Annotated in this window: 19 protein-coding genes; 12 read left to right on the top strand and 7 right to left on the bottom strand. The window is 34.9% G+C overall.

The genetic code is table 11. The features are described 5' to 3' along the window. Nucleotides 1-66 precede the first annotated feature (66 nt). The 11 genes from BM201_RS06600 (at nucleotide 67) to BM201_RS06650 (ending at nucleotide 13,648) form a co-directional block, all read left to right on the top strand. Nucleotides 67-606 carry a helix-turn-helix domain-containing protein gene (locus BM201_RS06600; protein ID WP_139219151.1) on the top strand — a complete coding sequence of 180 codons (540 nt, stop codon included), beginning with the start codon at nucleotides 67-69 and terminating at the stop codon, nucleotides 604-606. 104 nt (nucleotides 607-710) lie between these two features. Further along, the gene (locus BM201_RS06605; RefSeq protein ID WP_092540859.1) at nucleotides 711-1,313 is read left to right on the top strand and encodes an FMN-dependent NADH-azoreductase; all 603 of its coding nucleotides are present in this window, start codon (nucleotides 711-713) and stop codon (nucleotides 1,311-1,313) included. A 120-nt stretch (nucleotides 1,314-1,433) separates the two neighbouring features. Then, nucleotides 1,434-2,261: a 4,5-DOPA-extradiol-dioxygenase gene (gene ygiD, locus BM201_RS06610; RefSeq protein WP_092540861.1), complete on the top strand. Its 828-nt coding sequence runs from the start codon at nucleotides 1,434-1,436 to the stop codon at nucleotides 2,259-2,261. A gap of 295 nt (nucleotides 2,262-2,556) precedes the next feature. Beyond that, on the top strand, nucleotides 2,557-3,582 hold the full coding sequence (locus tag BM201_RS06615) for a glycosyltransferase family protein (RefSeq protein WP_092540863.1): 1,026 nt from the start codon (nucleotides 2,557-2,559) through the stop codon (nucleotides 3,580-3,582). Continuing rightward, nucleotides 3,583-4,986 carry a GH1 family beta-glucosidase gene (locus BM201_RS06620; RefSeq protein WP_092540865.1) on the top strand — a complete coding sequence of 468 codons (1,404 nt, stop codon included), beginning with the start codon at nucleotides 3,583-3,585 and terminating at the stop codon, nucleotides 4,984-4,986. Between the two features lie 102 nt (nucleotides 4,987-5,088). Then, nucleotides 5,089-5,628 carry an RNA polymerase sigma factor gene (locus tag BM201_RS06625; RefSeq protein ID WP_092540867.1) on the top strand — a complete coding sequence of 180 codons (540 nt, stop codon included), beginning with the start codon at nucleotides 5,089-5,091 and terminating at the stop codon, nucleotides 5,626-5,628. A gap of 220 nt (nucleotides 5,629-5,848) precedes the next feature. After that, nucleotides 5,849-6,718 carry a FecR family protein gene (locus tag BM201_RS06630; RefSeq protein ID WP_092540869.1) on the top strand — a complete coding sequence of 290 codons (870 nt, stop codon included), beginning with the start codon at nucleotides 5,849-5,851 and terminating at the stop codon, nucleotides 6,716-6,718. Between the two features lie 218 nt (nucleotides 6,719-6,936). Further along, the gene (locus BM201_RS06635; RefSeq protein WP_092540871.1) at nucleotides 6,937-10,416 is read left to right on the top strand and encodes a SusC/RagA family TonB-linked outer membrane protein; all 3,480 of its coding nucleotides are present in this window, start codon (nucleotides 6,937-6,939) and stop codon (nucleotides 10,414-10,416) included. Between the two features lie 10 nt (nucleotides 10,417-10,426). After that, complete coding sequence (locus BM201_RS06640) at nucleotides 10,427-12,163, top strand: RagB/SusD family nutrient uptake outer membrane protein (protein WP_092541528.1); 1,737 nt, start codon at nucleotides 10,427-10,429, stop codon at nucleotides 12,161-12,163. Nucleotides 12,164-12,175: 12 nt separating this feature from the next. Continuing rightward, a complete protein-coding gene (locus tag BM201_RS06645) occupies nucleotides 12,176-13,030 on the top strand; it encodes an endonuclease/exonuclease/phosphatase family protein (RefSeq protein WP_092540873.1) in 855 nt (284 codons plus the stop codon). Between the two features lie 426 nt (nucleotides 13,031-13,456). Then, on the top strand, nucleotides 13,457-13,648 hold the full coding sequence (locus BM201_RS06650) for a cold-shock protein (RefSeq protein ID WP_092540874.1): 192 nt from the start codon (nucleotides 13,457-13,459) through the stop codon (nucleotides 13,646-13,648). 423 nt (nucleotides 13,649-14,071) lie between these two features. On the opposite strand, the gene BM201_RS06655 is transcribed toward BM201_RS06650, so the two are convergent. Next, nucleotides 14,072-14,674 (bottom strand): DUF4251 domain-containing protein, encoded by a 603-nt coding sequence (locus BM201_RS06655; protein ID WP_092540876.1) that lies wholly within the window; start codon nucleotides 14,672-14,674, stop codon nucleotides 14,072-14,074. A 400-nt stretch (nucleotides 14,675-15,074) separates the two neighbouring features. Between BM201_RS06655 and hpf the strand changes: the two genes are divergently transcribed. Then, on the top strand, nucleotides 15,075-15,374 hold the full coding sequence (hpf, locus tag BM201_RS06660; RefSeq protein WP_092540878.1) for a ribosome hibernation-promoting factor, HPF/YfiA family: 300 nt from the start codon (nucleotides 15,075-15,077) through the stop codon (nucleotides 15,372-15,374). A 113-nt stretch (nucleotides 15,375-15,487) separates the two neighbouring features. Here hpf and BM201_RS06665 read toward each other — a convergent pair whose 3' ends face one another. The 6 genes from BM201_RS06665 to BM201_RS06690 all read right to left on the bottom strand — a co-directional run bounded on the left by BM201_RS06665 (nucleotide 15,488) and on the right by BM201_RS06690 (nucleotide 22,276). Next, nucleotides 15,488-17,482: an aconitate hydratase gene (locus tag BM201_RS06665; RefSeq protein ID WP_092540880.1), complete on the bottom strand. Its 1,995-nt coding sequence runs from the start codon at nucleotides 17,480-17,482 to the stop codon at nucleotides 15,488-15,490. Between the two features lie 280 nt (nucleotides 17,483-17,762). Next, the gene (locus BM201_RS06670; protein WP_092540882.1) at nucleotides 17,763-18,482 is read right to left on the bottom strand and encodes an MBL fold metallo-hydrolase; all 720 of its coding nucleotides are present in this window, start codon (nucleotides 18,480-18,482) and stop codon (nucleotides 17,763-17,765) included. Nucleotides 18,483-18,671: 189 nt separating this feature from the next. Further along, on the bottom strand, nucleotides 18,672-19,367 hold the full coding sequence (locus tag BM201_RS06675) for a YiaD family glycine zipper/OmpA-like lipoprotein (protein ID WP_092540884.1): 696 nt from the start codon (nucleotides 19,365-19,367) through the stop codon (nucleotides 18,672-18,674). 51 nt (nucleotides 19,368-19,418) lie between these two features. Continuing rightward, nucleotides 19,419-19,898, bottom strand: coding sequence for a lipocalin family protein (locus tag BM201_RS06680; RefSeq protein ID WP_092540886.1), 480 nt, complete (start codon nucleotides 19,896-19,898; stop codon nucleotides 19,419-19,421). Between the two features lie 91 nt (nucleotides 19,899-19,989). Further along, nucleotides 19,990-20,151: a DUF1328 domain-containing protein gene (locus BM201_RS06685; RefSeq protein ID WP_092540888.1), complete on the bottom strand. Its 162-nt coding sequence runs from the start codon at nucleotides 20,149-20,151 to the stop codon at nucleotides 19,990-19,992. Between the two features lie 127 nt (nucleotides 20,152-20,278). Beyond that, on the bottom strand, nucleotides 20,279-22,276 hold the full coding sequence (locus tag BM201_RS06690) for an alpha-ketoacid dehydrogenase subunit alpha/beta (protein ID WP_175486996.1): 1,998 nt from the start codon (nucleotides 22,274-22,276) through the stop codon (nucleotides 20,279-20,281). Nucleotides 22,277-22,365: the final 89 nt, after the last annotated feature.

Here is a 22,365-nt window from a genome sequence, read left to right on the forward strand (position 1 = left end):
TTTTTTAGCCGTAGCGTTTCTACACCCTACTATTAACGAAGGCTTTTAGATAAAACAATCGCAATTATGAGTTTGTTCATGTCTTATATCGTTGGCTTCGTTCTAATTATAAGTCTGGGAATATTCGCTATTTCCGGGCCAACACTTGTTTTCTTCATTTTATTTCCACTTTTTTTAATTATGATTTGTAATAGTGGAGTTCTTAACCAAAACGAAAGCACACCTTCCCAGGAACATTATATCGATGCTAACACAGCTATAGAATATTCTCGTCTACTAGATAAGATCATGCGACGTGAAAAATTCTATCTTATTCAAAATTTAAGAATCGATGAAATTAGTAACCATTTAATGCTAACTCCAAGAGAGTTGGATTATATTATTAACCAGGCAAAGCATAAAACTTTTAATCAGTATCTGGACGATCTAAGAGTATTGGAAGTCAAAGAAATGATTAATATTCCAGAGTATGAAGATTGCGATCTTAAGTGTCTTGCCGAGGCCTGTGGTTTTAGTGATTTTAAAGATTTCGAGAATGCCCTTTTTCGGGTGCTTCATACCAATTCAGAAGATTTTAAAGAACAATATTTAGAGCACGAAGCTTAGTTTACTAACCTAAATGTTAGTAGTAACATAAGGGGAAGTAGCCGATGTCATAGCTTATTTGTTTGTATGTTTGTATATACAAATGTTAGTTTAAATTAAATCTTATGAAAAAAATACTTCATGTAATTTCAACGCTTAATGGCCAAAATTCCTACAGCATGGCTTTAAGTAATAAAATCTTAGATCAACTTTCTAAAGAGTATCCAGAAAGTGAAGTTGTAGAGAGAAATCTTGTAGCTCAGGATTTCCCACATATTACTGAAGATAAATGGCAGGCCATCATTACTCCTGAAGAAAATAGAACTGAAGCACAAAAAGAAACGATCGCTATCCAGGATGAAGTTATTCAGGAAGTTTTTGATGCCGATATTCTGGTAATTGGAGCACCTTTATATAACTTCGGCATACCTTCACAACTAAAAGCCTGGATCGATCATCTTGCCAAAACAGGGACTACTTTTAAATATACTGAAGAAGGACCACAAGGTTTAGTAACCGGTAAAAAAGTATACATTGCAATGAGCTCTGGCGGAGTTTATTCAGAAAACCCAGCCTACGATTTTGTTTCAGATTACCTTATTAAAGTATTTGGTTTCCTTGGAATGACAGACGTAGAATTGATTAGAGTGGAAGGAATTGCTATACCAGAATTACGTGATGGAGCACTAGATAAAGCTGAAAAACAATTAGCTGAATCTCTAGCTTAGTTACCACCGAAAGAAAAAGAAAAATTATATAATAAGCCTTTCGGTTGATATCCGGAAGGCTTTTTTATGCTACTCGCTTGTTATTTCAGGAATAAAAAGAATACTTAAATTAATTGAATCATGAATTTATCAGATCTTCAGAACATTTCCACTGGCTTTAAAAGCACTCCTAAAATGCCAACTCTATTCTTTGGTCATGGTAGCCCAATGAATGCGATAGAGGAAAATGAATTTGTAGCAAATTGGCGTAAAGTTGCTGCAAGTTTACCTAAACCCAATGCCATTTTATGTATTTCAGCACACTGGATCACAAGAGGAACTGCAGTAACTGCTATGGCGCAGCCAAGAACTATTCACGATTTTGGAGGTTTTCCGCAGGAATTATTTAATGTGCACTACCCGGCCAAAGGGAACCCTGAATTGGCCGAAGCTACAGCCAATTTAATTACCGGGGAAAGTATTCATTTAGATCATCAATGGGGTTTAGATCATGGGGCGTGGAGTGTTATACGCCATTTGTATCCAGAGGCAAATATTCCAATCGTTCAGCTAAGTTTGGATGCCTATAAAAGTCCGCAGGAACATTATAAACTCGCAAAAGAACTCGCGATCCTTAGGAGAAAAGGAATTCTAATTATTGGCAGCGGTAATATTGTACACAATCTTCGTCGCATTGATTGGCCAAATATGAATAAGATCGACCATGCCTTCGATTGGGCCAGGGAAGCCGATAATAAGATCAAAAAACTTATCCTGATTAAAGATCATAATTCGCTTCAGGATTATCATCATTTAGGTGCTGCGGTAAATCTTGCAGTACCAACATCAGATCATTATTTGCCGCTACTGTACACTTTAGCGCTACAGGAAGACAAAGACGAATTGGAGTTTTTTAATGATAAAGCAGTTGGTGGATCTTTAACTATGACGTCTTTAAAACTTAACTAGTTCATATTCATTAAAAAAACAAACATTCTTAACTTTAAATCTACACTTATTTAAAAAACACATAACTTACTTTAAATCATAAGTATATAATTTTAAGAGTAATAAATTCTTCTAAGAATAAGCTTATGGTTAAGAAAGCTAATTTTAAAACTAAGTCCGGTAAAAACAACTATTTAAAAGATGGTTTTCAGAAATTATTGGTGGCGGTTTTTGTGCAAAGAAGATTAAGCGCGATGATTTCCCCTTTTATTCTGAAAGAAAAAAATCATCCCCATTTCTTTAGAATTTCGCATTAATGAAAATACTTTATGCGATTCAGGGAACGGGTAATGGTCATCTTAGCCGTGCTCTGGAAATTATCCCCATTTTACAGAAAAAAGGACATTTGGATCTTTTAGTTAGTGGTACACAAGGTGATCTAAAACTTCCTTACGATGTAAAATATCAGCTAAAAGGACTAAGTTTTATCTTCGGAAAAAAGGGTGGAGTAGATATTTGGAACACTTATCGTAAAAACCGAATGAAACGGCTTTATAACGAAATTAAAAGCATTCCCGTTAAAGAATATGACCTTATAATTAACGATTTTGAACCTGTTACCGCATGGGCTTGTGCTATGGCCAAGAAAAATTGTTTCGGTTTAAGCCATCAGGCGGCAGTACTTCACACTTTAGCGCCAAAACCTTTAAAAGAAGATTGGCTGGGCTTAAAAATTCTAAAACAATATGCACCGTGCAGCTTTAGTTACGGTTTTCATTTTAAAGCTTTTGATGATCGTATTTTTACTCCGGTTATAAGGTCTGAAATTCGGCAGCTTCAGCCAGAAAAATTAGATCATTACACGGTATATCTTCCGTCATATTCAGATAAAAAATTGCTGAAATTATTCAGCAGTTTTCCTCAATTCAAATTCGAAATATTTTCAAAGCATTTTAAAAAGGCTTCAGAAATCGCCAATATCGTCATTAGGCCGGTAAATAATAAAGATTTTGTTGAAAGTCTAAGAAGTTGTAGCGGAGTTATTTGCGGTGCGGGTTTCGAAACACCTGCGGAGGCTTTATTTCTGAAGAAAAAATTATTAGTAGTACCAATGAAAGGCCAGTTTGAACAGCAATGCAATGCCGCCATGCTTAAAACAATGGGAATTACGGTGCTAAAAAATCTAAAACAAAAACACTATCCAGAAATTGGGAAATGGCTTATAAAAAATGAAATTATTGACGTGAATTTTCCTGATGAAACCGAAATGATCATTGATAAATTAATCGCCGTTGCTTTAAAAGAGCAAAATACTACAGTTACGAATACTGAAATTGTATAAATGAAGGATAATTTTTTTTCTAACTTAAAAAGAAGTGATTTTGGTGAAGATTTTATTTGGGGCACCTCCACAGCTGCATTTCAGATAGAAGGGAGTCCGTTTGCCGATGGTAAAAAAGCTTCCATTTGGGATGAGTTTTCTCATAAAAAAGGAAAAATTTATAAAGGCCAAAATGCCGATATTGCCTGTAATTTTTATAATCGGTACACTGAAGATTTACAGTTAATGAAATCGATGAATATTAAGCATTTTCGATTTTCACTTTCCTGGTCTCGCATTTTACCCGACGGAACTGGAAAAATAAATCAAGCTGGTCTCGATTTTTACGATCGTTTGATCGATCAATGCTTGGCCTTGGGAATTACACCTTGGGTTACGCTGTATCATTGGGATTTACCGCAGAAGCTAGAAGAAAAAGGTGGCTGGACCAACCGCGAGATCATAAACTGGTTTAGCGAATATGTAAAAGTTTGTGTTTCTAGATTTGGAGACCGTGTAAAGAACTGGATGGTTTTAAATGAACCTTTGGTGTTTTTGGGAGCCGGACATTTTTTAGGAATTCATGCGCCGGGTAGGAGAGGAATAAAGAATTTTATTCCTGCAATGCACCATGCTTCGCTTTGCCAGGCCATTGGCGGGAGAATTTTACGTGATTTTGATCAAAATCTAAATATTGGTACTACTTTTTCCTGTTCGTATATTGAAGCTTTTCGCGATCGCGAAAAAGATCAAAAAGCCGCAAATAGAGTAGATTGCCTGGTAAATAGATTATTTTTAGAGCTGAGTTTAGGCTATGGTTATCCTTTTGAGGAATTAGCATTTTTAAAAAGAGTCGAAAAATTCTATAAAGCTAAAGATGATGATTTACTTAAGTTTGAATTCGATTTTATTGGAATACAAAATTATACTCGGGAAATTGTAAAGAATGCCTGGTGGATTCCATATTTACAGGCAATGAATGTAAAAGCTGAAAAAAGAAATTTGCAAACTACAGAAATGGGTTGGGAAATTTATCCTGACGGACTTTTTCATCTCCTTAAAAAATACGATGCTTATCCTGGTGTAAAAAACATTTTAGTGACTGAAAATGGTGCAGCATTTCCAGATCAGGTTATTAACGGGCAGGTAAAAGATGAAGAAAGAAAGCAATATCTTCAGCAATATATCGCAGCGACTCTAAAAGCCAAAAAACAAGGTGTAAATGTAAATGGCTATTTTGTATGGAGCTTTACAGATAATTTTGAATGGGCCGAAGGTTATCACCCAAGATTTGGCTTGGTTTATATCGATTATGAACGCCAACAACGCATTATCAAAAACTCAGGTTTGTGGTATCGTGATTTTTTAAAAACTTCAGAAACCACAAAATACACTAAGCACCATTCCATTAGCTTTAAATCATAGAAGTATCTTCAAAAACTTAACTTTAGCATCAGTTTTATTTAATATCAGGGTAAATTTTTCGAATTCGAATAAGGCTACATTTGGATTTAAAACTAACCTAAGATGAGTTTGCTTTCAGATTTTAAGAAAGGAAATAAGACAGCCTTAAAGCAAATATATCTTCAATATCACCAAAATGTTTACGCTCTCGCACTAAGTTTTACGAAAGATGCGCAACGAGCCGAAGATTTTGTACACGATGTTTTTGTGAAATTTTGGGAGCAACGGGAAAATCTTTCTTACGAGCATAATATTGAATCACAACTTATTCGGACTGCAAAATTCTATATCATTAATCAGCTTAAAAGGGATAAGCTGGAAGTAGCTACAAATGCTGAAACTTCAGAAGAAATTTTAGAAGAAACCGAAGCTAAAATTGACCAAAATCAACTCTATTTTTTAAATAAGGCGATTAAAAAATTACCTCATCAATGCCGCGAGATCTTCATTATGCATAAACTTGAAGGGCTTACCCAAAAAGAGGTCGCGAATTATCTAAAAATTTCAGTAAAAACCGTAGAAAATCAGGTTGCGAAAGCAATTTCAGAATTAAAAAAACATTTACTTGAACATCCAGATAATAATCCCGTTCCGTTTAAATAATTTTCAGTAAAAGATTACTAGTGCTAATCGATATTACTGTATCATTTCCTAAGATTGTAAATTTTGGACAAACTTTTTATATTCAATTTGTTGATTTTCAACATTTAAATCCCACTTCCCTTTTTATTAAGATCACCATAGCGTAAAAGAACCGTTACGAAAACATTAAGACGTAGGGGATCTTATTTTTCTATTTGAATACCTAATAGAAAAGCATAAAATGAAACATAAAAAAGATAAAGATCTTTCTGAAGCTCATTTCGATGAGCTTATTCATAAAGCCTGGAATAAACCGGTTAAATCCAATTCAGTTAAACTATGGCAAAGGATAGATAAGTCTACAAAAAAGCCAAATTACGTTTTTTGGAAATCAATTGCAGCCGTATTGCTAATCGCCTTGTTAACCACTGCAAGTCTTACCATATTTAATCCCGATGCATCAGGAAAAATGGTAGAAGTTATCAACACCGGCAGAACGCCAAAAGAAGTACTTCTAGATGATGGCTCTAAAATTCTGCTAAACAGAAATAGTTCAATTAGTTATTCAACTAAAAATACCAGAACACTAAAACTTAACGGGGAAGCTTTTTTTGAAGTTAAAAAAGACGATAACAAACCATTTATAGTAAACACAGCCGAACTAAATCTAAGGGTTTTAGGAACTTCTTTTAATGTGAATGCCTATAAAAATGCAAAAGAGACATTAGTTTCTCTTGTTGAAGGAAAACTTAAGGTTACCGCGTTAAAGCATCAGGAAAAATACCTTTCACCAGGAGAAGAATTGGTTTTTAATAAAGAGAATAAGCGAATTCATTTAAACACCTTCAACTCAAATAGTGTTCTCGCCTGGAAATCATCTTTGATAAAATGTAATAATACAAGTCTTGATTTTTTAATGGATCGATTAGAAAACTATTACAATATCAAGATCGATAATAAAACAGATTTTTCGAATTGTGTGATCTCTGGAGAGTTTAGGAGTGATCTAAGCTTAGCAGAGATCATAGAAATTATCTCTTTTTCTCACAATATCGAGTTTAAAGCACTCAATGAAAAAGAATATAAGATCGAAGGAAATATTTGCGAATAAAAATAATGGGGATAATCTCGGCCAAGACCATCCCCGGCAATTATTAAAATAACTATTAATAATAAGTCGCAAAACTATGAAAATACACGAAAACTAACTGAAAATAATTCTTAAAACCGCTAAAAATGAAAATATGACCTAAAAACTACACCTCGGCAATTACAGGTCTCGGCCAGGACCTTAAGAAAAATAACTATTAATAAAGAACAATTATTAAAATGAAAACAACCAAAAAGCGTTGGCGGTTAATAACCACGACAATTTTTATGCTGATGATCTATGGAATAGGAATTCAGCAATTAAAGGCAAAGACAGTTAAATCCACAAACCTGGATGAAATTGTACAGCTTTTAGCCAAAAACTACGGAAACATCAATTTTGTATATAATACAAGAGCTTTTAAAGAAGTTTCTGTAACCGATTTTTCTCCGGAAAATAACGGAGTTGAAAATGAATTAAACCGACTTAAAAAAATTGTCCCACTCTCTTACATCAGAAAAAAATCTACTATCGCTCTTAAACTGAATAAAACTGAAATTCAGCAACAGCGAATAATTACCGGGACAGTAACCGATAGCGAGAATTTACCTATTCCAGGAGCAAGTGTTTTTGTTCAGGACACCAATATTGGAACCGCTACAGATTTTGAAGGAAATTTTAGCTTAGAAATTCCGGCAGATGCAACTTCGCTTAGCGTGACCTATATGGGATATAAAAAACAGATCGTAACTATCGAAAATCAAACTGAGATCGATATTATTTTGCAGACTGATGCAGCAAGTTTAGAAGAAGTTGTTTTAGTTGGGTATGGGCAAACTAGTAGAGAGACCCTTGTTGATGCTGTTAGTAAAGTAGATGCTCAGCAAATTCAGCAACGTCCAATTGCAGATGTTTCTGCAGGTTTACAAGGATTAAGCCCAGGGTTAAACGTTACCCAAAGTAGTGGTGATCCTGCTGCAGAACCAAGAATCAATATTCGAGGATTTACATCTATAAACGGAGGTGAACCTTTGGTGATTATCGATGGAGTAGAAGGTGACATTAATAATCTTAACCCAAATGATATAGAATCTATAAGTGTTTTAAAAGATGCAGGAGCTTCAGCTATTTATGGTGCTCGTGGAGCTTTTGGTGTTGTACTTATTAGTACTAAAAATCCAAGCGAAGGTAATTTAACTGTAAGTGTAGATGCCACAACAGCATGGAATTCGCCTACCATTAATACTGATTATTTAACCGATCCTTATCAGGCGGTGATGCTTGTAGATGAATCTTTCAGAACAGCTGTTGGTAGAAGTTATACCGGTTATAACGAAGAAGATTACCAAAACATTTATGAAGTTTCGCAGGATCCTTCTTTAGCCCGAGTGGAAACAGATATTCGAAATGGAAGAGAACAATACATTTATTATGGTCATACAGATTGGTGGGATTACTTCTTTAGAGATAGCTATCCAACGCAGATCTACAATGTATCGGTTTCTGGAGGTTCAGAAAAAATAAAAGGATTCTTCTCGTATCGTAACTATAACAGTGAAGGAATATTAAAAGTCCAGGACGATCACTATAAGATTTATAACCTGCGTGGTAAACTGGAAATGGAAATTAATGACTGGCTTAGTTTTACCAACAATATGCAATACAATAGTTCTAACGATCTAAAGCATGGTGGTAGTCAGTATGGATGGAACGATCAATTTAGTGGGAATATCTATGTTCATGGTTTACCTTCTTATATGCCGCAAAATCCAGATGGTACAGCTACATGGCGAACAGAACTTAATAATTATACGATTGGTGACGGTGCCTACGCTTCTTTACTTTATGGTAAAGCTAAACAGGAGACTGAAGAAGGAGAATTCTCTAATATCGCAACACTTAAAATAAATCCTTTTAAAGGTCTGGACGTTACTGCCAGTTACGCATATAGAAGAACAAATTATAATCGCTATCAAAGATCTGTAAATGTTCCTTATTCTATTTATCCCGGTGAAGTGAATACTATGGGAACAGACCAGTTAACAGAATATAATACGCGCTTTAAATACGATGCTTTTAATGTATATGGTGATTACAGGCATCAATTTGGTGATCATAGTTTAAAAGCTACTTTAGGTTTTAATCAGGAAACTTTTTATACCAAAAGCACCACGGCAAGCAAACAAAATAGTATTTCAGACGATCTAAACTCTTTAGGATTAGCCACCAGTAATCCAGAAGCTTTAGGAAGTGCTGCAGAATGGGCTTTACAAGGAGTTTTCTATAGATTATCCTACGATTACAAAGACAAATATTTATTAGAAGTGAACGGTCGTTATGATGGAACTTCAAGATTTCCTGAAGAAGAGCGTTGGGGATTCTTTCCATCGGTTTCAGGAGGTTGGTTAATCAATAAAGAAGATTTCTTTTCTGGTTTAGATAATACCTTCAATCTATTTAAATTAAGAGCTTCGTACGGCTCTTTGGGTAATCAAGAGGTTGCTAATTATGCATACATGCCTACGCTGAATAAGAATATAGATAGCAACTTTGCACTTAACGGAAGAACTTTAGATTATATCTCGGCTCCAGGTTTAAATCCTCGTGAGATCTCATGGGAAGAAGTAAAAACCTTTGATATTGGGACAGATATTGCGCTTTTCGATAATGATATAAATATCACTTTCGACTGGTTTCAAAGAAATACCGATGGAATGCTTACCCAAGGAGCAACTTTACCTAGTGTTTTGGGAACCAGTTCTCCACAGGAAAACGTAGCCGATTTAAGAACTCGCGGTTTTGAATTAAGTTTAGGCTACAATCATACTTTTGAAGTGGCTAAATCTCCTTTAAGCTTCGGCATTACAGGGAATCTATCAAATTCGGTTACAGAAATTACAAGATTCGATAATCCCAATAACAGTTTATTAGATTATTATGAAGGGATGACCATTGGAGAACTTTGGGGATATCACGTAGATGGATTATTTCAAACCGAAGAAGAAATAGTAGGCCACGCAGATCAAACTCGTGTCGCTAATCGTATTACCGCAAATGGCGGATTGCAACCAGGAGATGTGCGTTATGTAGATCTAAATGGAGACGGTGTTATCGACGAAGGTGAAAATACACTTCAGGATCCAGGAGACCGTAGAAAAATAGGAAATACAGCTCCGCAATATTTGTATAGTTTTAGAGTAAATGCCGCATGGAAAGGTTTCGATCTGTCTGCATTCTTTCAGGGGGTAGGTGAACAAGACTGGTATCCTAATACAGATTCCAGAATCTTCTGGGCTATGTATAACCGTCCTTATGATACTTTTATTCGTAAAGACCTTGCGAATAATATCTGGTCTCCAGATAATAGAGATGCTTATTTCCCTAGATTATTTGGTTATATCGCCTTATCAGATAATGATGCTTTAGGCGCAATAAACGACAGGTATCTGCAAAGTGTTGCGTATTTAAGACTTAAGAACCTAAGCCTAGGATATACCATCCCAAAAAGGATTACAGAAAAGTTCAATGTTAGCAAATTCAGGATCTATTTTAGTGGGGAAAACCTGCTAACTTTTACTTCGCTAACAGATTATATCGATCCAGAAGCGGCAAGTAATTCAGTAAACCTAAACCAGCCTTCAACTTCTTCGAATCGAGGTACTGCACAAACAATTCCGTTTAACGAAACCTATTCGATTGGGCTATCCCTTCAATTTTAAAATTATGATGATGAAAAATATTAAAATACTATTCATCTTACTTATAGCAACATTATTTGGCTGTAGTGATGATCTTTTAAATAAAGAACCATTATCTGATGTTACCGAGGATAACTTCTTTACAAAAGCCAGCGATTTACAATTATATACCAATGGTTTTTATAGAATGTTGCCTAGCATTTCAATCTATAATGGTGACAACAGGGCAGGAAATATTCTAGAGACTACTTTAAGTGAAGAAATGCGTAGCGCTCGTACTATTCCAACCACTGGTGGCGGTTGGGATTGGGGATATCTTCGTGATATCAATTACTTTTTAGAAAATTATCAAAGAGGTGACGATGCAGCTGCCATCGCTCACTATGGCGGTGTAGCCAGATTCTTTAGAGCTTATTTTTATTTTGATAAATTGAAACGCTTTGGGGCTGTTCCTTATTACGATTATACGATCGATCCAGATGACGAGGAAAGTCTACAAAAACCAAGAGATAGTCGACAGTTTATCGTAGATAAGATTTTAGAAGATCTTGATATTGCTATCGAAGATCTAAACGAAGAACAGCAAACTTATACGGTAACCAAATACACTGCTTTAGCCTTAAAATCCAGAGTGGGATTATATGAAGGAATATACGAGAAATATCGTGGTATAAGTGGTTACGAAACCTATTTACAAGCTTCAATCGATGCTTCAGAAGAATTAATGAACAATTCGCCTTACGGTGTTTATTCTTCAGGAAATCCAAATACAGATTATTTAAATTTGTTTAATGAGCATGACGTTAACGGAGCTGAAGTTATTATGTCCAGAGAGTTTACGCGCGATATCGATGTGACTCACAATGTAAATTATTACACGACGACTTCTTCTTACGGGCGTCCTGGCATGCCTAAAGATTTGGTGAACACTTATCTTAATGCAGATGGCACCAGGTTTACAGACCAACCAAATTACAACCAGATATTCTTTACTGAAGAAGTAGCCAATCGTGATCCTAGACTTTCGCAAACCATTAGAACTCCGGGCTATACTCGTAAAGGACAAACACAAGAACTTCCACCTAATTTAGGTGCAACGGTAACCGGTTACCAGATCATTAAATATGTAACTGAGCCGCAATACGACACCAACGAACAATCTATCACAGACCTACCAATTTTTAGATTTGGTGAAATTTTATTGAATTTTGCTGAAGCTAAAGCTGAATTGGGAACAGCAACACAGGCAGATATAGATAATTCTATAAATTTGCTTAGAGATCGCGTGGCTATGCCTCATTTATCGATTACTGAAGTTAATAATGATCCAGATCCTTACATGCAGGATCAATACCCACAGGTAAACGGAAGCAATAACGGACTTATCCTCGAAATTAGAAGAGAACGCAGAATCGAACTTTATATGGAGAATTTCTTTTGGGATGATATCGTTAGATGGGAAGCAGGACAGTTTATCACAAGACCTTTGCGAGGATTGTATGTGCCAGGCCCGGGTGAATATGATTTTGAAGGCGATGGCGATACAGATGTTGTGTTTTACGAAGGTGATGCTCCAGGAAACCAGGTAGAAGGAATTCAGTATCTAAGATTAGGATCTGATGTTTATCTAAGTGCTAACAATCTTATCGATCCACAGCCCAACTTTAATAACAGAAGTTTTGATGAAAATAGAGATTATCTTTATCCAATACCACGAATCGAATTACAACTAAATCCAAATTTAGAACAAAATCCCGGTTGGGAATAAATTAAAATTAGAATGAAAAATAGAATTTTAGGCGTATTACTTTTCTTCTTTGCTTTAACACTTAGTGCACAGGAAGGTTCATTAACAATTATGAGTAGTAATATTAGAATGGCTACTGAAAATGACGGTATCAATTATTGGAACTATCGTAAAGACTGGTTCAACGAAATGGTGAAATTTAAAGATATCGATGTTTTTGGAGCTCAGGAAGTATTGTACTCGCAATTAGAAGATATGCAAAGTGGTTTGGATGAATACGCGCATATTGGTGTGGGTAGAAGAGGAGGTAAGAAAGGTGAGTTTTCGCCTATTTTCTATAAAAAAGATGCCTTTGAAGTTTTGGATAGTGGCACTCTTTGGTTATCTGAAACTCCAGAAGTTGTTGGCTCTAAAGGATGGGATGCCGCGTTACCACGAATCGTAACCTGGGCAAAATTCCGAAGAAAAAAAGATAAAAAATTATTCTTTTTCTTTAATACCCATTTTGATCATGTAGGAACTGAAGCTCGTAAAGAAAGTGCCACTTTAATACGAAATATCATTGCAGAAAAGATCACTAAAGGAACTCCTGTTTTTGTAACGGGCGATTTTAATGTTCCACCGTCTTCTGAAGCTTATAAAACAATGATCTCAGATAAAGGTGAAAGTCTAAAATTACTAGATACAAAGTTAAATGCTGAAAAAAAATATGGCCCAACATATACCTTTAATGGTTTTCAGTTAGAGCCAAATCAGGATAGAGATCGTATCGATTATGTATTTTACCAGGGAGATGTGAATATTAAAAGTTATCAGGTTTTAGATGCGCAGCGCGGTCCTAAATTTGTTTCAGATCACTTTCCGGTGATCATAAAGGCACAAATGTAATTGTAAATAATTCTAATTAAGACAAGTAGTTTGTAGTGCAGTTTGATTTTTAGTATGAAAGGGCTGTCCGTTAGTGGGCAGCTCTTTTTTGTTTGGGTAATAGTGCCTTAGTTTACTTATAGGACCGAGAGGTGAAATTGATGATTTCCAAATCATATTTTAAAATATAAACAACTAATTTCCATGAAGTTAAAAACAAAATTAAAATATATATCGATTTAGCTATTAAGGTGAAAATTTTAGAGACTTCTACGGAAGATATAATCAATTACTTGATCATTAAATTATAGTACTTTTGTGCAATTATAGACGGATAAATATTAAATGGCTGAATATCAAAAAATTAAAATTCAAAATAAATCTAACTTATAGTGTTTTATCCAAATATTAGTTTCACCTTTGTACCACATAATTTAATATATTAAAATGAATAAAGGAACAGTAAAATTCTTTAATGACACTAAAGGATTTGGATTTATCACTGAAGAAGGAGTAGACAAAGATCACTTTGTACACGTAACAGGTTTAATTGACGAAGTACGCGAAGGCGACGAGGTTAAATTTGATCTTCAGGAAGGTAAAAGAGGATTAAACGCAGTAAACGTAGAAGTTATATAACATATATTTTTTCAAGGTTTATCAAAAAGCCCATCAGAAATGATGGGCTTTTTTTTTTGAAATAATATTGGATTTTAGATAATACCCTTAAAAAATACTATATTTAAGATGCTTTTACTATAAATAAACTTTATTTAAATGAATTTATCGAACCCAAAGCTTTTAGGCATTATCGGTTTATTAACTGGCTTTTTTAAATGTTTATTTTTTTCAGGATACTCAACACTATGGAATTATAAGAGCTCTTTTTATAGGGATGGCAGTTGGATTCGTATTTGTATTTTTTTTAAAAAGATTTAGTAGCTCGTAATTGATATTATTGTAATGATCCAGTATTGACCTATAATTTATATTATGTAAAATAGAATAATACAAACCTTAGCTCTATTAGAATAATTATAATTATACTTTTCAAATACGCTCTTATTTTCCAATTTCACTTTCGTCCTGTTCTTCCTCTTCTAAGCGATCAAATTTACCGGTATAAGAAATATTATCTCTTTGCGAGCTATTTACAGATGTACTGGCATTACCATTTGCGTATAAAGTGATAAAAAACTGATAGTTCTCTGTTTCATCATTAGCCGTAAATTCGTAGCGCACATACTTTTTATTTTCGTTTTCCGTAATTTCCAGATCTTGCGGTATTCCTTCAAATTTAATTCCGCTACGATCATTATAACCGCCACCCATTTGCCGAACGCCAAAATATGGCAAATAAATATCTACAGAATCTCCCTTGAATTTTATGTAATTAGTATTGCCTATTAGGTTTACGTTACCGCTATTAAAATTTGGGTTATTAATAAAAGTTACAGTATTTGCTCTCATGGGATTTGCCCATCTATTTTCAATTTCGAATTCCTTTTTCTGTGCAAAGCTTTTCAAGTCTTCAAAACTAGTTATATCCTTCACAGTATAATCTGTCGCACCACAGCTTACAAGTATTAAAATTCCAAGAATTACAACAAACCTGGAATATAATTTTATACTCGATTTTATATATTTTTGACTATAATTTTTCATTTCTATTGTATTTAAAATCAATAGTATAAGATACAAAACAAATTCTAATTTTACACTTAACCGATGTTTTTATTAATCGCTCGTGTTCTTTAGAAAAATAGTAATATAATTCAACTAAAATTGACTAAAGTTTCTCTTAATTCCATTTAAAAGCACTTTTAGGCCATTATTCAAAAATAAAAAAGAAGTAACACCTAAAAATTTAGGGTAATATTGATAAAATATAGTTTTTTATAAAACTAACCCCTATAAAAAAAGGGGTGATATTCTAAAAAATTTGAGATTAACACATAGAAACCTATAAATTTTTAAATCTATCTTAATTGTTTCTAAAAGAAGCCACAAAAACTTGTCTAAATAACGATTATTAGCTTTCTTAGGCCTATCAAAAAAAACTTTTATGGAAACGATTTATCAATTTGTTGCTTTAAGTAAAAGCGAACGTTTGCAGAACTTTGTAAATGAAAAGCTCGAAAAAATAGAGAGAAAATATGACTTCATTACACGTGCTGAAGTACATTTTAAAAGAAACCACGCCGATGACGACAAAGGGTTTATTTGTAATATAAAATTAAGTATTCCCGGGCCACAAATATTTGCTGAATCTAATGCCGATTCTTTCGAAGCTGCAGCCGCACAAACAGTAAAAGATCTAGATAAACAACTAGATAAGAAAAAAGGACAAATGCAAACGCATTAAAACCATATTGAAGATAGTTATTTCCCAAACATAAATAGCTAAACTTTAAAAACCCTTTCAGAAATCTGAAAGGGTTTTTTCATTTGTATTTTCAAAGCATTTGCCTTTAAAGCTTATGCCTCTTCTTGCACTTGCTCTTCTTTTAAGCGTTCCTTAAACTCGTTAATGATACCTCCTTTTAGAAGGACAGTAATTTGGCGGTCACTTAAGGTATGCTTTGTCTCAAATTCGGTATTATCTCCGTTTTCCTTTTTCACGACAACCTTAATATTATTACGATTTTCTACATCTTCACGTAAGTTTTTAAAACTTACCGTATCACCTTGCTCGATTTTATCATAGTCTGATTCGTCAATGAATTCTAATGGTAGAATCCCAAAATTCACTAGATTTTGCCATGCAATTCTCGCGTAACTATTGGCAATAACAGCGTGCTGACCTAAATATTTAGGAGCAATTGCGGCATGTTCACGGCTAGAGCCCTGTGCATAATTATCTTTAGCAACTACAATATGGCCTCCCTCCTTTTCTTTGGCTTCCATAGCACGATCGTAGAAAGTTTCATCGACTACTGTAAATGCAAATTTACTGATCTCGGGGAGGTTACTTCTAAATGGTAAAACTTCAGCACCCGCTTTTAAGATTTCATCTGTAGAAATATTATCGCCCATTTTTAAAAGAACCGGTACATCAATTTCATCTGCTAAAGGTTCTATTGTAGGAAGCGATTTAATATTTGGTCCTTTTTCTAATTTTACTTCTTCCCCTTTTTCAGCAGGAGCCACAAGCATATCCTCATTAATAATCTCTATTTCTGGAGCTTCATATTTTGGATATTTCATATCGAAGATTTTTTCTAAATCCCTAGGATCTGTAATTTCTCCTGTTAATGCTGAAGCTGCCGCAGTTTCTGGGCTTACTAAATGAACCTGGTCATCTTTTGTTCCACTACGATCTGGGAAGTTTCTCGGCATAGTTCTTAAACTAATGGTTCCTGAAGCTGGCGCTTGTCCCATCCCTATACATCCCATACATCCAGATTGGTGAAAACGACCACCTGCTTTTATAAGATTGGCAAAAGCACGATTATCGATCATATTTTGGATGATCTGTCTGGAAGTTGGATTTATATCTAAGGAAACATCTGGATGAACAGATTTATCTTTAACTATAGCACCAGCTATCCAAAAATCACGTAATCCAGGATTTGCAGAAGAACCAATAACTGCCTGACTTATTTTTTTACCAGCCACTTCTTCTATCGGAACAACATTTCCCGGACTGGTTGGTAAAGCGATTAAAGGAATTAACTCGCTTAAATTTATCTCATCATTAAGTTCGTACTCACAACCTTCATCTGGCAATAATTCTACCCAATCTTCTTCTCTCTGCTGTGCTTTCAAGAATTTTTTAGTTTCCTGATCACTAGGAAAAACCGTGGTAGTTGCACCAAGTTCAGCTCCCATATTTGCAATGACGTGACGATCCATCGCGCTAAGTGTATCTACACCCGGGCCGTAGTACTCAATAATTTTTCCTACTCCGCCTTTAACGTCATAGCGGCGAAGCATTTCCAAGATCACATCTTTTGCACTTACCCAGTCTGGTAATTTCCCAGTTAATTTCACACCCATTACCTGTGGCATTTTCACATAATATGGCTGTCCTGCAATTGCTGCCGCAACATCCAAACCACCGGTACCTATGGCTAGCATTCCCAAAGAACCTGCTGCCGGGGTGTGACTATCTGATCCTACTAAAGTTTTCCCCGGTTTTCCAAAACGCTCCATGTGCACAGGGTGACTAACTCCATTTCCTGGACGGCTAAACCATAAACCAAACTTTCTAGCAGCAGAAAGTAAAAATTTATGATCATCGGCATTTTTAAAATCGGTTTGTAATAGATTGTGATCTACATATTGTACAGCGACTTCGGTTTGTGCTTTTTTTAGACCCATGGCTTCTAGCTCTAATTGCACTAAAGTTCCTGTAGCATCCTGAAGCAAAGCCTGGTCAATCTTGATCCCAATCTCTTTTCCGGGAGTCATCATATCTCCTTCAAGTAGATGCTCTTTAATAAGTTTCTGAGTGACGTTTAATTTTGACATAGTTGGTTTCTTTTATCCCTTAAATTAAGAATAAGCGATAGAAGAAATAACCTCTTTAACAATAAGTTATATTGAAATTAAACAATTTTCGCATAGTTTTTAGAAATCGTGGAAAGATGGAAAAACTATAATCATTTTAAGTAGCAGCTTCTATGGATAAGAGATTAGTCTATTCAATCATAAATGAAACTTCAATTATATTCAGCAAAAAAAATACCCTGTAATCTTCAATTTGAAAAATTACAGGGTACTACTCTCCTATTTGTCGGAGCGGTTTATATTATTTGGTTCGGCTTAAACCGTTAAGAATATCGATCTGCTGACCTTCATCTACATTAAAAGCGGGTTTTCCTTTTCTTGGGAAAAAATAGGTAAATTCATCTTCAAAAGCATTCCAACTTTCAGCAAGACCAAAATCGTCGTTTTCACGCTTCATTTCTGGACGCTTAAATGTATTTAATTCTGAATCATAGTCAGATCCCACAGCATCGTCCCCCGGAAATAACATTCCGTCATTAATTTCAGAATATACTAAAACTGAAGCTCCACCATTTCCTGGAAGATCAATTACTTTAATTCCAAAATGTTTAAGATCGTTAGCCTGAGTAGTAATATCTTTTGTTTTAAAATCGTCTTTAAAATTGTTTCTTGGATGCGCGTAGATTGGAGCTCCGTTAGCATCTTCAGAAATTGTTTTTAGATTGGCATACGCATCATCCAAAATACCATCACAGGTGATAAGAATTCCTTTGATCTGGTAACCTTCGTCAACTAACTTTTTAACGGCTGCTTTGGTATCCTCTTCAACAACATCGATTAGGATAATATCTCTTCTGTTTATATGTCTTATTGCATATCCCTGGTTAAAAACACCGTCTTTCTCTTTTCCTTTAATTAAAAATGTATCTGGAATTAGTTTAAGAAATTTACCGGTTTCGCCTTGCTGAATATATTCAGCAGACTGGCTATGCAACACCTCCATTTTATCAACAGTCTTCATATAAATTGATTTTTTTATTAGTTAGCTTGAAGATACGAACCTACTCAGCTTTTCACAAGGCTGTTTAGATGGGTTTAACTCGTATTTAGCAATCCATTAACGGACTATCAATTGTATTACGATTTCCCTTCAAATAAAAAACCACCCGAAAAAGGTGGCTTGATTTTATATTTTAAACCGTAAGATATCTTAGTTCTCTGAAGTTTGCTGTTCAGCTTCTTGCTTAAGCTCTTCGTTGGCAACAATAGCAATTTCTACCCTTCTATTTTTAGAACGACCTTCAGCTGTAGAATTATCATATTTTGGTTGAGATTCACCATACCATTTAGTATCAAATCTACTGGCTGAAATTCCATGATCGGTTAGGTAATTCGTGACTGCCTGTGCTCTGTTTTTAGATAAAGTTAAATTGTAACTATCACTACCAGTATTATCAGTATGCCCTTCAACTAAAATATTAGTATCTGGATATTCTTTAAAGATTCCTGCTAATTTATCTAAAGTTTCTTCAGACTTTCCATTAATATTATATTTTTCAGTAGCAAAATAAACACCGCTGTTTTCATCGAAAGTTACGTTGATACCTTCTCCTACACGTTCTACTTCAGCTCCTGGAACTTCAGTTTCAATTTCTTTGGCCTGCTTATCCATTCTATTACCAATGTAAGCACCGGCTGCACCACCTACAACACCACCAATAATGGCACCTAAAGCAGTATTTCCATCTCCAGTGTTATTCCCAATAACTCCACCAATGGCTGCACCACCAGCAGATCCTATAACAGCTCCTTTTTGTTTATTGTTTGCATTTTGAATAGCATCGCAACTTACTAATACGCTTGCTGCGAAAAATACAGCTGCAATTTTATTTAATGTCCTCTTCATAATCTTAATTTTAATTGTTGTATTTCAAATTTTTAATCGATCGTCGAAAATCTACTTAGTAAACATCATTCTTATTACAAAAGGTGATCCTTCTAAGGTGACTGTTTGTTCCCATACCATAGAAGTCCCGGTTAGATTCACAAGATTTAATCTAAAACCCTGATCACCATTAGTAGATTTATAGTTTTCGTTAACTGGCTTTAGTAAAAAGTCGTACATCCCCTGCGGAGTATTTTCTTCGTCGATAGACCAGATATAATATCGCGTTCCAGCAACACAATCGGCTCCAGAAACTTCATAAGTTCCGCGATTATTATTAGATACAAAATCCCAGGTGCTTCCTTCGAAGCAACTTGCAGAAGCATCGTTAAATAGTGTTACATCAAATGTTCCCGTGTTGTTAGGGTAAGTAATATTGGTAAGCGTCCAGGTGCCATCAAAGGTTTTCCTAGCCTCTTTAGCTACTTTACTTGGTCCTCCACATGACACTAATACGACTAAAAGTGCCATAATTGAAATTACTTTTTTCATGGTAGTAGTTTTTATAAATAAAAAACCAATGTAGCGCAACAAAAAAATTGGTGAGGTCTACATTGGGTTAATTTTCTTTAGCTGCCTGGGATTATCTTCTAAACAGTCTACTTATTAAAGAGATAACAAGTAATACTACAAAAATGTAAAAGATGATCTTCGCAATATCTGTAGCACCTTCTGCGATTCCTCCAAATCCAAAAATTGCGGCTACAATAGCAATAATTAGAAAAATTACAATTAAACGTATCATAATAGATTTTTTTGATTAGCTAAGCCTAAATTAGTATAGGGATTCACCGTGAACAAAAGATTATTAATACTTTAACAGAGGTGCTGTTAACAATTCTTAATTAGATTCTGCTAAAAAATATTATTTATTAATATTCTATTAATTCTTTTAATTTTTCCTGAAATCTTTGATATGGTAAATACCCAATTTCTAAAGCCGAATTAAACGGAATAGGCGTCTCTAAACTTCCTATTCTGAAAACTGGCGCATCTAAAAATTCAAAGCAATTTTCGCTAATTTGAGCTGCTATCTCTGAAGCCATACTTCCGAATAAAGAATCCTCGGTAAGAATGATCACTTTTCCAGTCTTTTTTACTGAAGTGAAAATAGTTTTAGTATCTAAAGGCTGAAGTGTTCTAAGGTCGATGATTTCTATATTTTCATAAGATTCATTTTCAACGATCTTACAAGCTTCCTGTAGCGCAGCACCATAACTAATAATCGTTAATTTTGAACCAGATTTTACAATATTGGCTTTACCGATCTCTGTAGTATAATGTCCATTATAAACTTTTTTCTTCTGTGTTCTATATAAAGCCTTATGTTCAAAAAATAAAACCGGATTAGGGTCATTAATTGCTGCAAGTAATAATCCTTTGGCATCACTGGCGTTTGAAGGATATAAGACTTTTAATCCCGGAACTTTGGTAAACCAGGCTTCGTTAGACTGGCTGTGAAATGGCCCTGCTCCTACGCTTGCTCCGCATGGCATTCTAATTACTACATCTGCATTTTGCCCCCATCGATAATGTTGTTTTGCCAGGTAATTCACAATAGGATTAAACCCAGAACTTACAAAATCTGCAAATTGCATTTCTACTATAGCCTTCATTCCTTTAATCGATAAGCCCGCTGCTACTTCTATAATTCCGCTTTCACAAATCGGGGTATTTCGAACACGTTCTTTGCCAAATTCTTCTGCAAATCCGGTTGTAATCTTAAACACGCCACCATATTCTGCAATATCCTGTCCCATTAAGATCAAGTTTGGATATTTTCGCATCCCAATTTTCAAAGCATCGCTTATAGCGTCGATAAAGCGTAATTCTGTTTTTTCTTCGGAAATTTCAAAACGTTGATCTTCCTCCGATTGAAAAACATCATTTAACTCGGTAGTTTCAATAAATTTAGGTAAATCATCTTCCGCAGTAATGGCTAAATGCGCTTCAATATCCTGTTTTATTTCCCATTTAATATGCTCGGCCCAATCCCAGTTTAAAATTCCGCAATCCAATAAATGCTTTTCATATCTTACGATTGGATCCTTCTTTTGCCAATGGGCTAAAAGTTCATCTGGAACATAGGCTGTACCACTGGCCTCTTCGTGACCTCGCATTCTAAAGGTTTTAAATTCGATTAAAACCGGGCGTGGATTTTCACGGACATCTTTGGCGATATTCGACAATTTCGAATGAATTTCTAAAATGTTATTTCCATCGATTATGTGTGATTCCATTCCGTATCCCTTCGCTCGATCAGCTAAATGCTCACAGCGATATTGTTCGTTTGTTGGAGTAGACAAACCGTAGCCATTATTCTCAATACAAAATAAAACAGGTAAATCCCATACGGAAGCAATATTTAAGGCCTCATGAAAATCGCCTTCACTGGTACCGCCCTCTCCTGTAAATACAGCACAAAGTTTGTTTTCTCGTTTTAGTTTATGCGCTAAAGCAATTCCATTTGCTACTCCCATTTGAGGACCAAGGTGAGAGATCATGCCTATGATCTTGTATTCCTGACTTCCAAAATGAAAACTGCGATCTCTACCTTTGGTAAAACCATTTATTTTTCCCTGCCATTGCGAGAATAAACGGTGCAATGGTATATTTCTGCTTGTAAATACACCTAAATTACGGTGCATAGGCAAGACATATTCATCTTCTTTTAGAACAGACGTTACTCCAACCGCAATTGCTTCCTGGCCAACACCTGCAAACCATTTACTTATCTTTCCCTGTCGTAATAAAATGAGCATTTTCTCTTCTATCAACCTCGGTTTTAAAAGACTTTTATAAAGATTGATCAAGAAGTCGTTTGGGTAGGCTTCAGAGTCAAAAATCATTTCAGTAGAAAGGTGATCCATAGCGAAGAATTATATTCAAATGTAACCAATTAGAAAATGAGAAATCTATCATCTTCAGCAAAAAATCATGATCCCTTTAGATTATTATA

This window comes from Zunongwangia mangrovi, from assembly GCF_900112105.1.
Taxonomy (GTDB): domain Bacteria; phylum Bacteroidota; class Bacteroidia; order Flavobacteriales; family Flavobacteriaceae; genus Zunongwangia; species Zunongwangia mangrovi.

What these genes read in the sequence shown, in the direction of transcription:
- BM201_RS06600 (WP_139219151.1), top strand. Translation starts at nt 67, where the DNA reads ATGAGTTTGTTCATGTCTTATATCGTTGGCTTCGTTCTAATTATAAGT.
- BM201_RS06605 (WP_092540859.1), top strand. Translation starts at nt 711, where the DNA reads ATGAAAAAAATACTTCATGTAATTTCAACGCTTAATGGCCAAAATTCC.
- ygiD (WP_092540861.1), top strand. Translation starts at nt 1,434, where the DNA reads ATGAATTTATCAGATCTTCAGAACATTTCCACTGGCTTTAAAAGCACT.
- BM201_RS06615 (WP_092540863.1), top strand. Translation starts at nt 2,557, where the DNA reads ATGAAAATACTTTATGCGATTCAGGGAACGGGTAATGGTCATCTTAGC.
- BM201_RS06620 (WP_092540865.1), top strand. Translation starts at nt 3,583, where the DNA reads ATGAAGGATAATTTTTTTTCTAACTTAAAAAGAAGTGATTTTGGTGAA.
- BM201_RS06625 (WP_092540867.1), top strand. Translation starts at nt 5,089, where the DNA reads ATGAGTTTGCTTTCAGATTTTAAGAAAGGAAATAAGACAGCCTTAAAG.
- BM201_RS06630 (WP_092540869.1), top strand. Translation starts at nt 5,849, where the DNA reads ATGAAACATAAAAAAGATAAAGATCTTTCTGAAGCTCATTTCGATGAG.
- BM201_RS06635 (WP_092540871.1), top strand. Translation starts at nt 6,937, where the DNA reads ATGAAAACAACCAAAAAGCGTTGGCGGTTAATAACCACGACAATTTTT.
- BM201_RS06640 (WP_092541528.1), top strand. Translation starts at nt 10,427, where the DNA reads ATGAAAAATATTAAAATACTATTCATCTTACTTATAGCAACATTATTT.
- BM201_RS06645 (WP_092540873.1), top strand. Translation starts at nt 12,176, where the DNA reads ATGAAAAATAGAATTTTAGGCGTATTACTTTTCTTCTTTGCTTTAACA.
- BM201_RS06650 (WP_092540874.1), top strand. Translation starts at nt 13,457, where the DNA reads ATGAATAAAGGAACAGTAAAATTCTTTAATGACACTAAAGGATTTGGA.
- BM201_RS06655 (WP_092540876.1), bottom strand. Translation starts at nt 14,674, where the DNA reads ATGAAAAATTATAGTCAAAAATATATAAAATCGAGTATAAAATTATAT.
- hpf (WP_092540878.1), top strand. Translation starts at nt 15,075, where the DNA reads ATGGAAACGATTTATCAATTTGTTGCTTTAAGTAAAAGCGAACGTTTG.
- BM201_RS06665 (WP_092540880.1), bottom strand. Translation starts at nt 17,482, where the DNA reads ATGTCAAAATTAAACGTCACTCAGAAACTTATTAAAGAGCATCTACTT.
- BM201_RS06670 (WP_092540882.1), bottom strand. Translation starts at nt 18,482, where the DNA reads ATGAAGACTGTTGATAAAATGGAGGTGTTGCATAGCCAGTCTGCTGAA.
- BM201_RS06675 (WP_092540884.1), bottom strand. Translation starts at nt 19,367, where the DNA reads ATGAAGAGGACATTAAATAAAATTGCAGCTGTATTTTTCGCAGCAAGC.
- BM201_RS06680 (WP_092540886.1), bottom strand. Translation starts at nt 19,898, where the DNA reads ATGAAAAAAGTAATTTCAATTATGGCACTTTTAGTCGTATTAGTGTCA.
- BM201_RS06685 (WP_092540888.1), bottom strand. Translation starts at nt 20,151, where the DNA reads ATGATACGTTTAATTGTAATTTTTCTAATTATTGCTATTGTAGCCGCA.
- BM201_RS06690 (WP_175486996.1), bottom strand. Translation starts at nt 22,276, where the DNA reads ATGGATCACCTTTCTACTGAAATGATTTTTGACTCTGAAGCCTACCCA.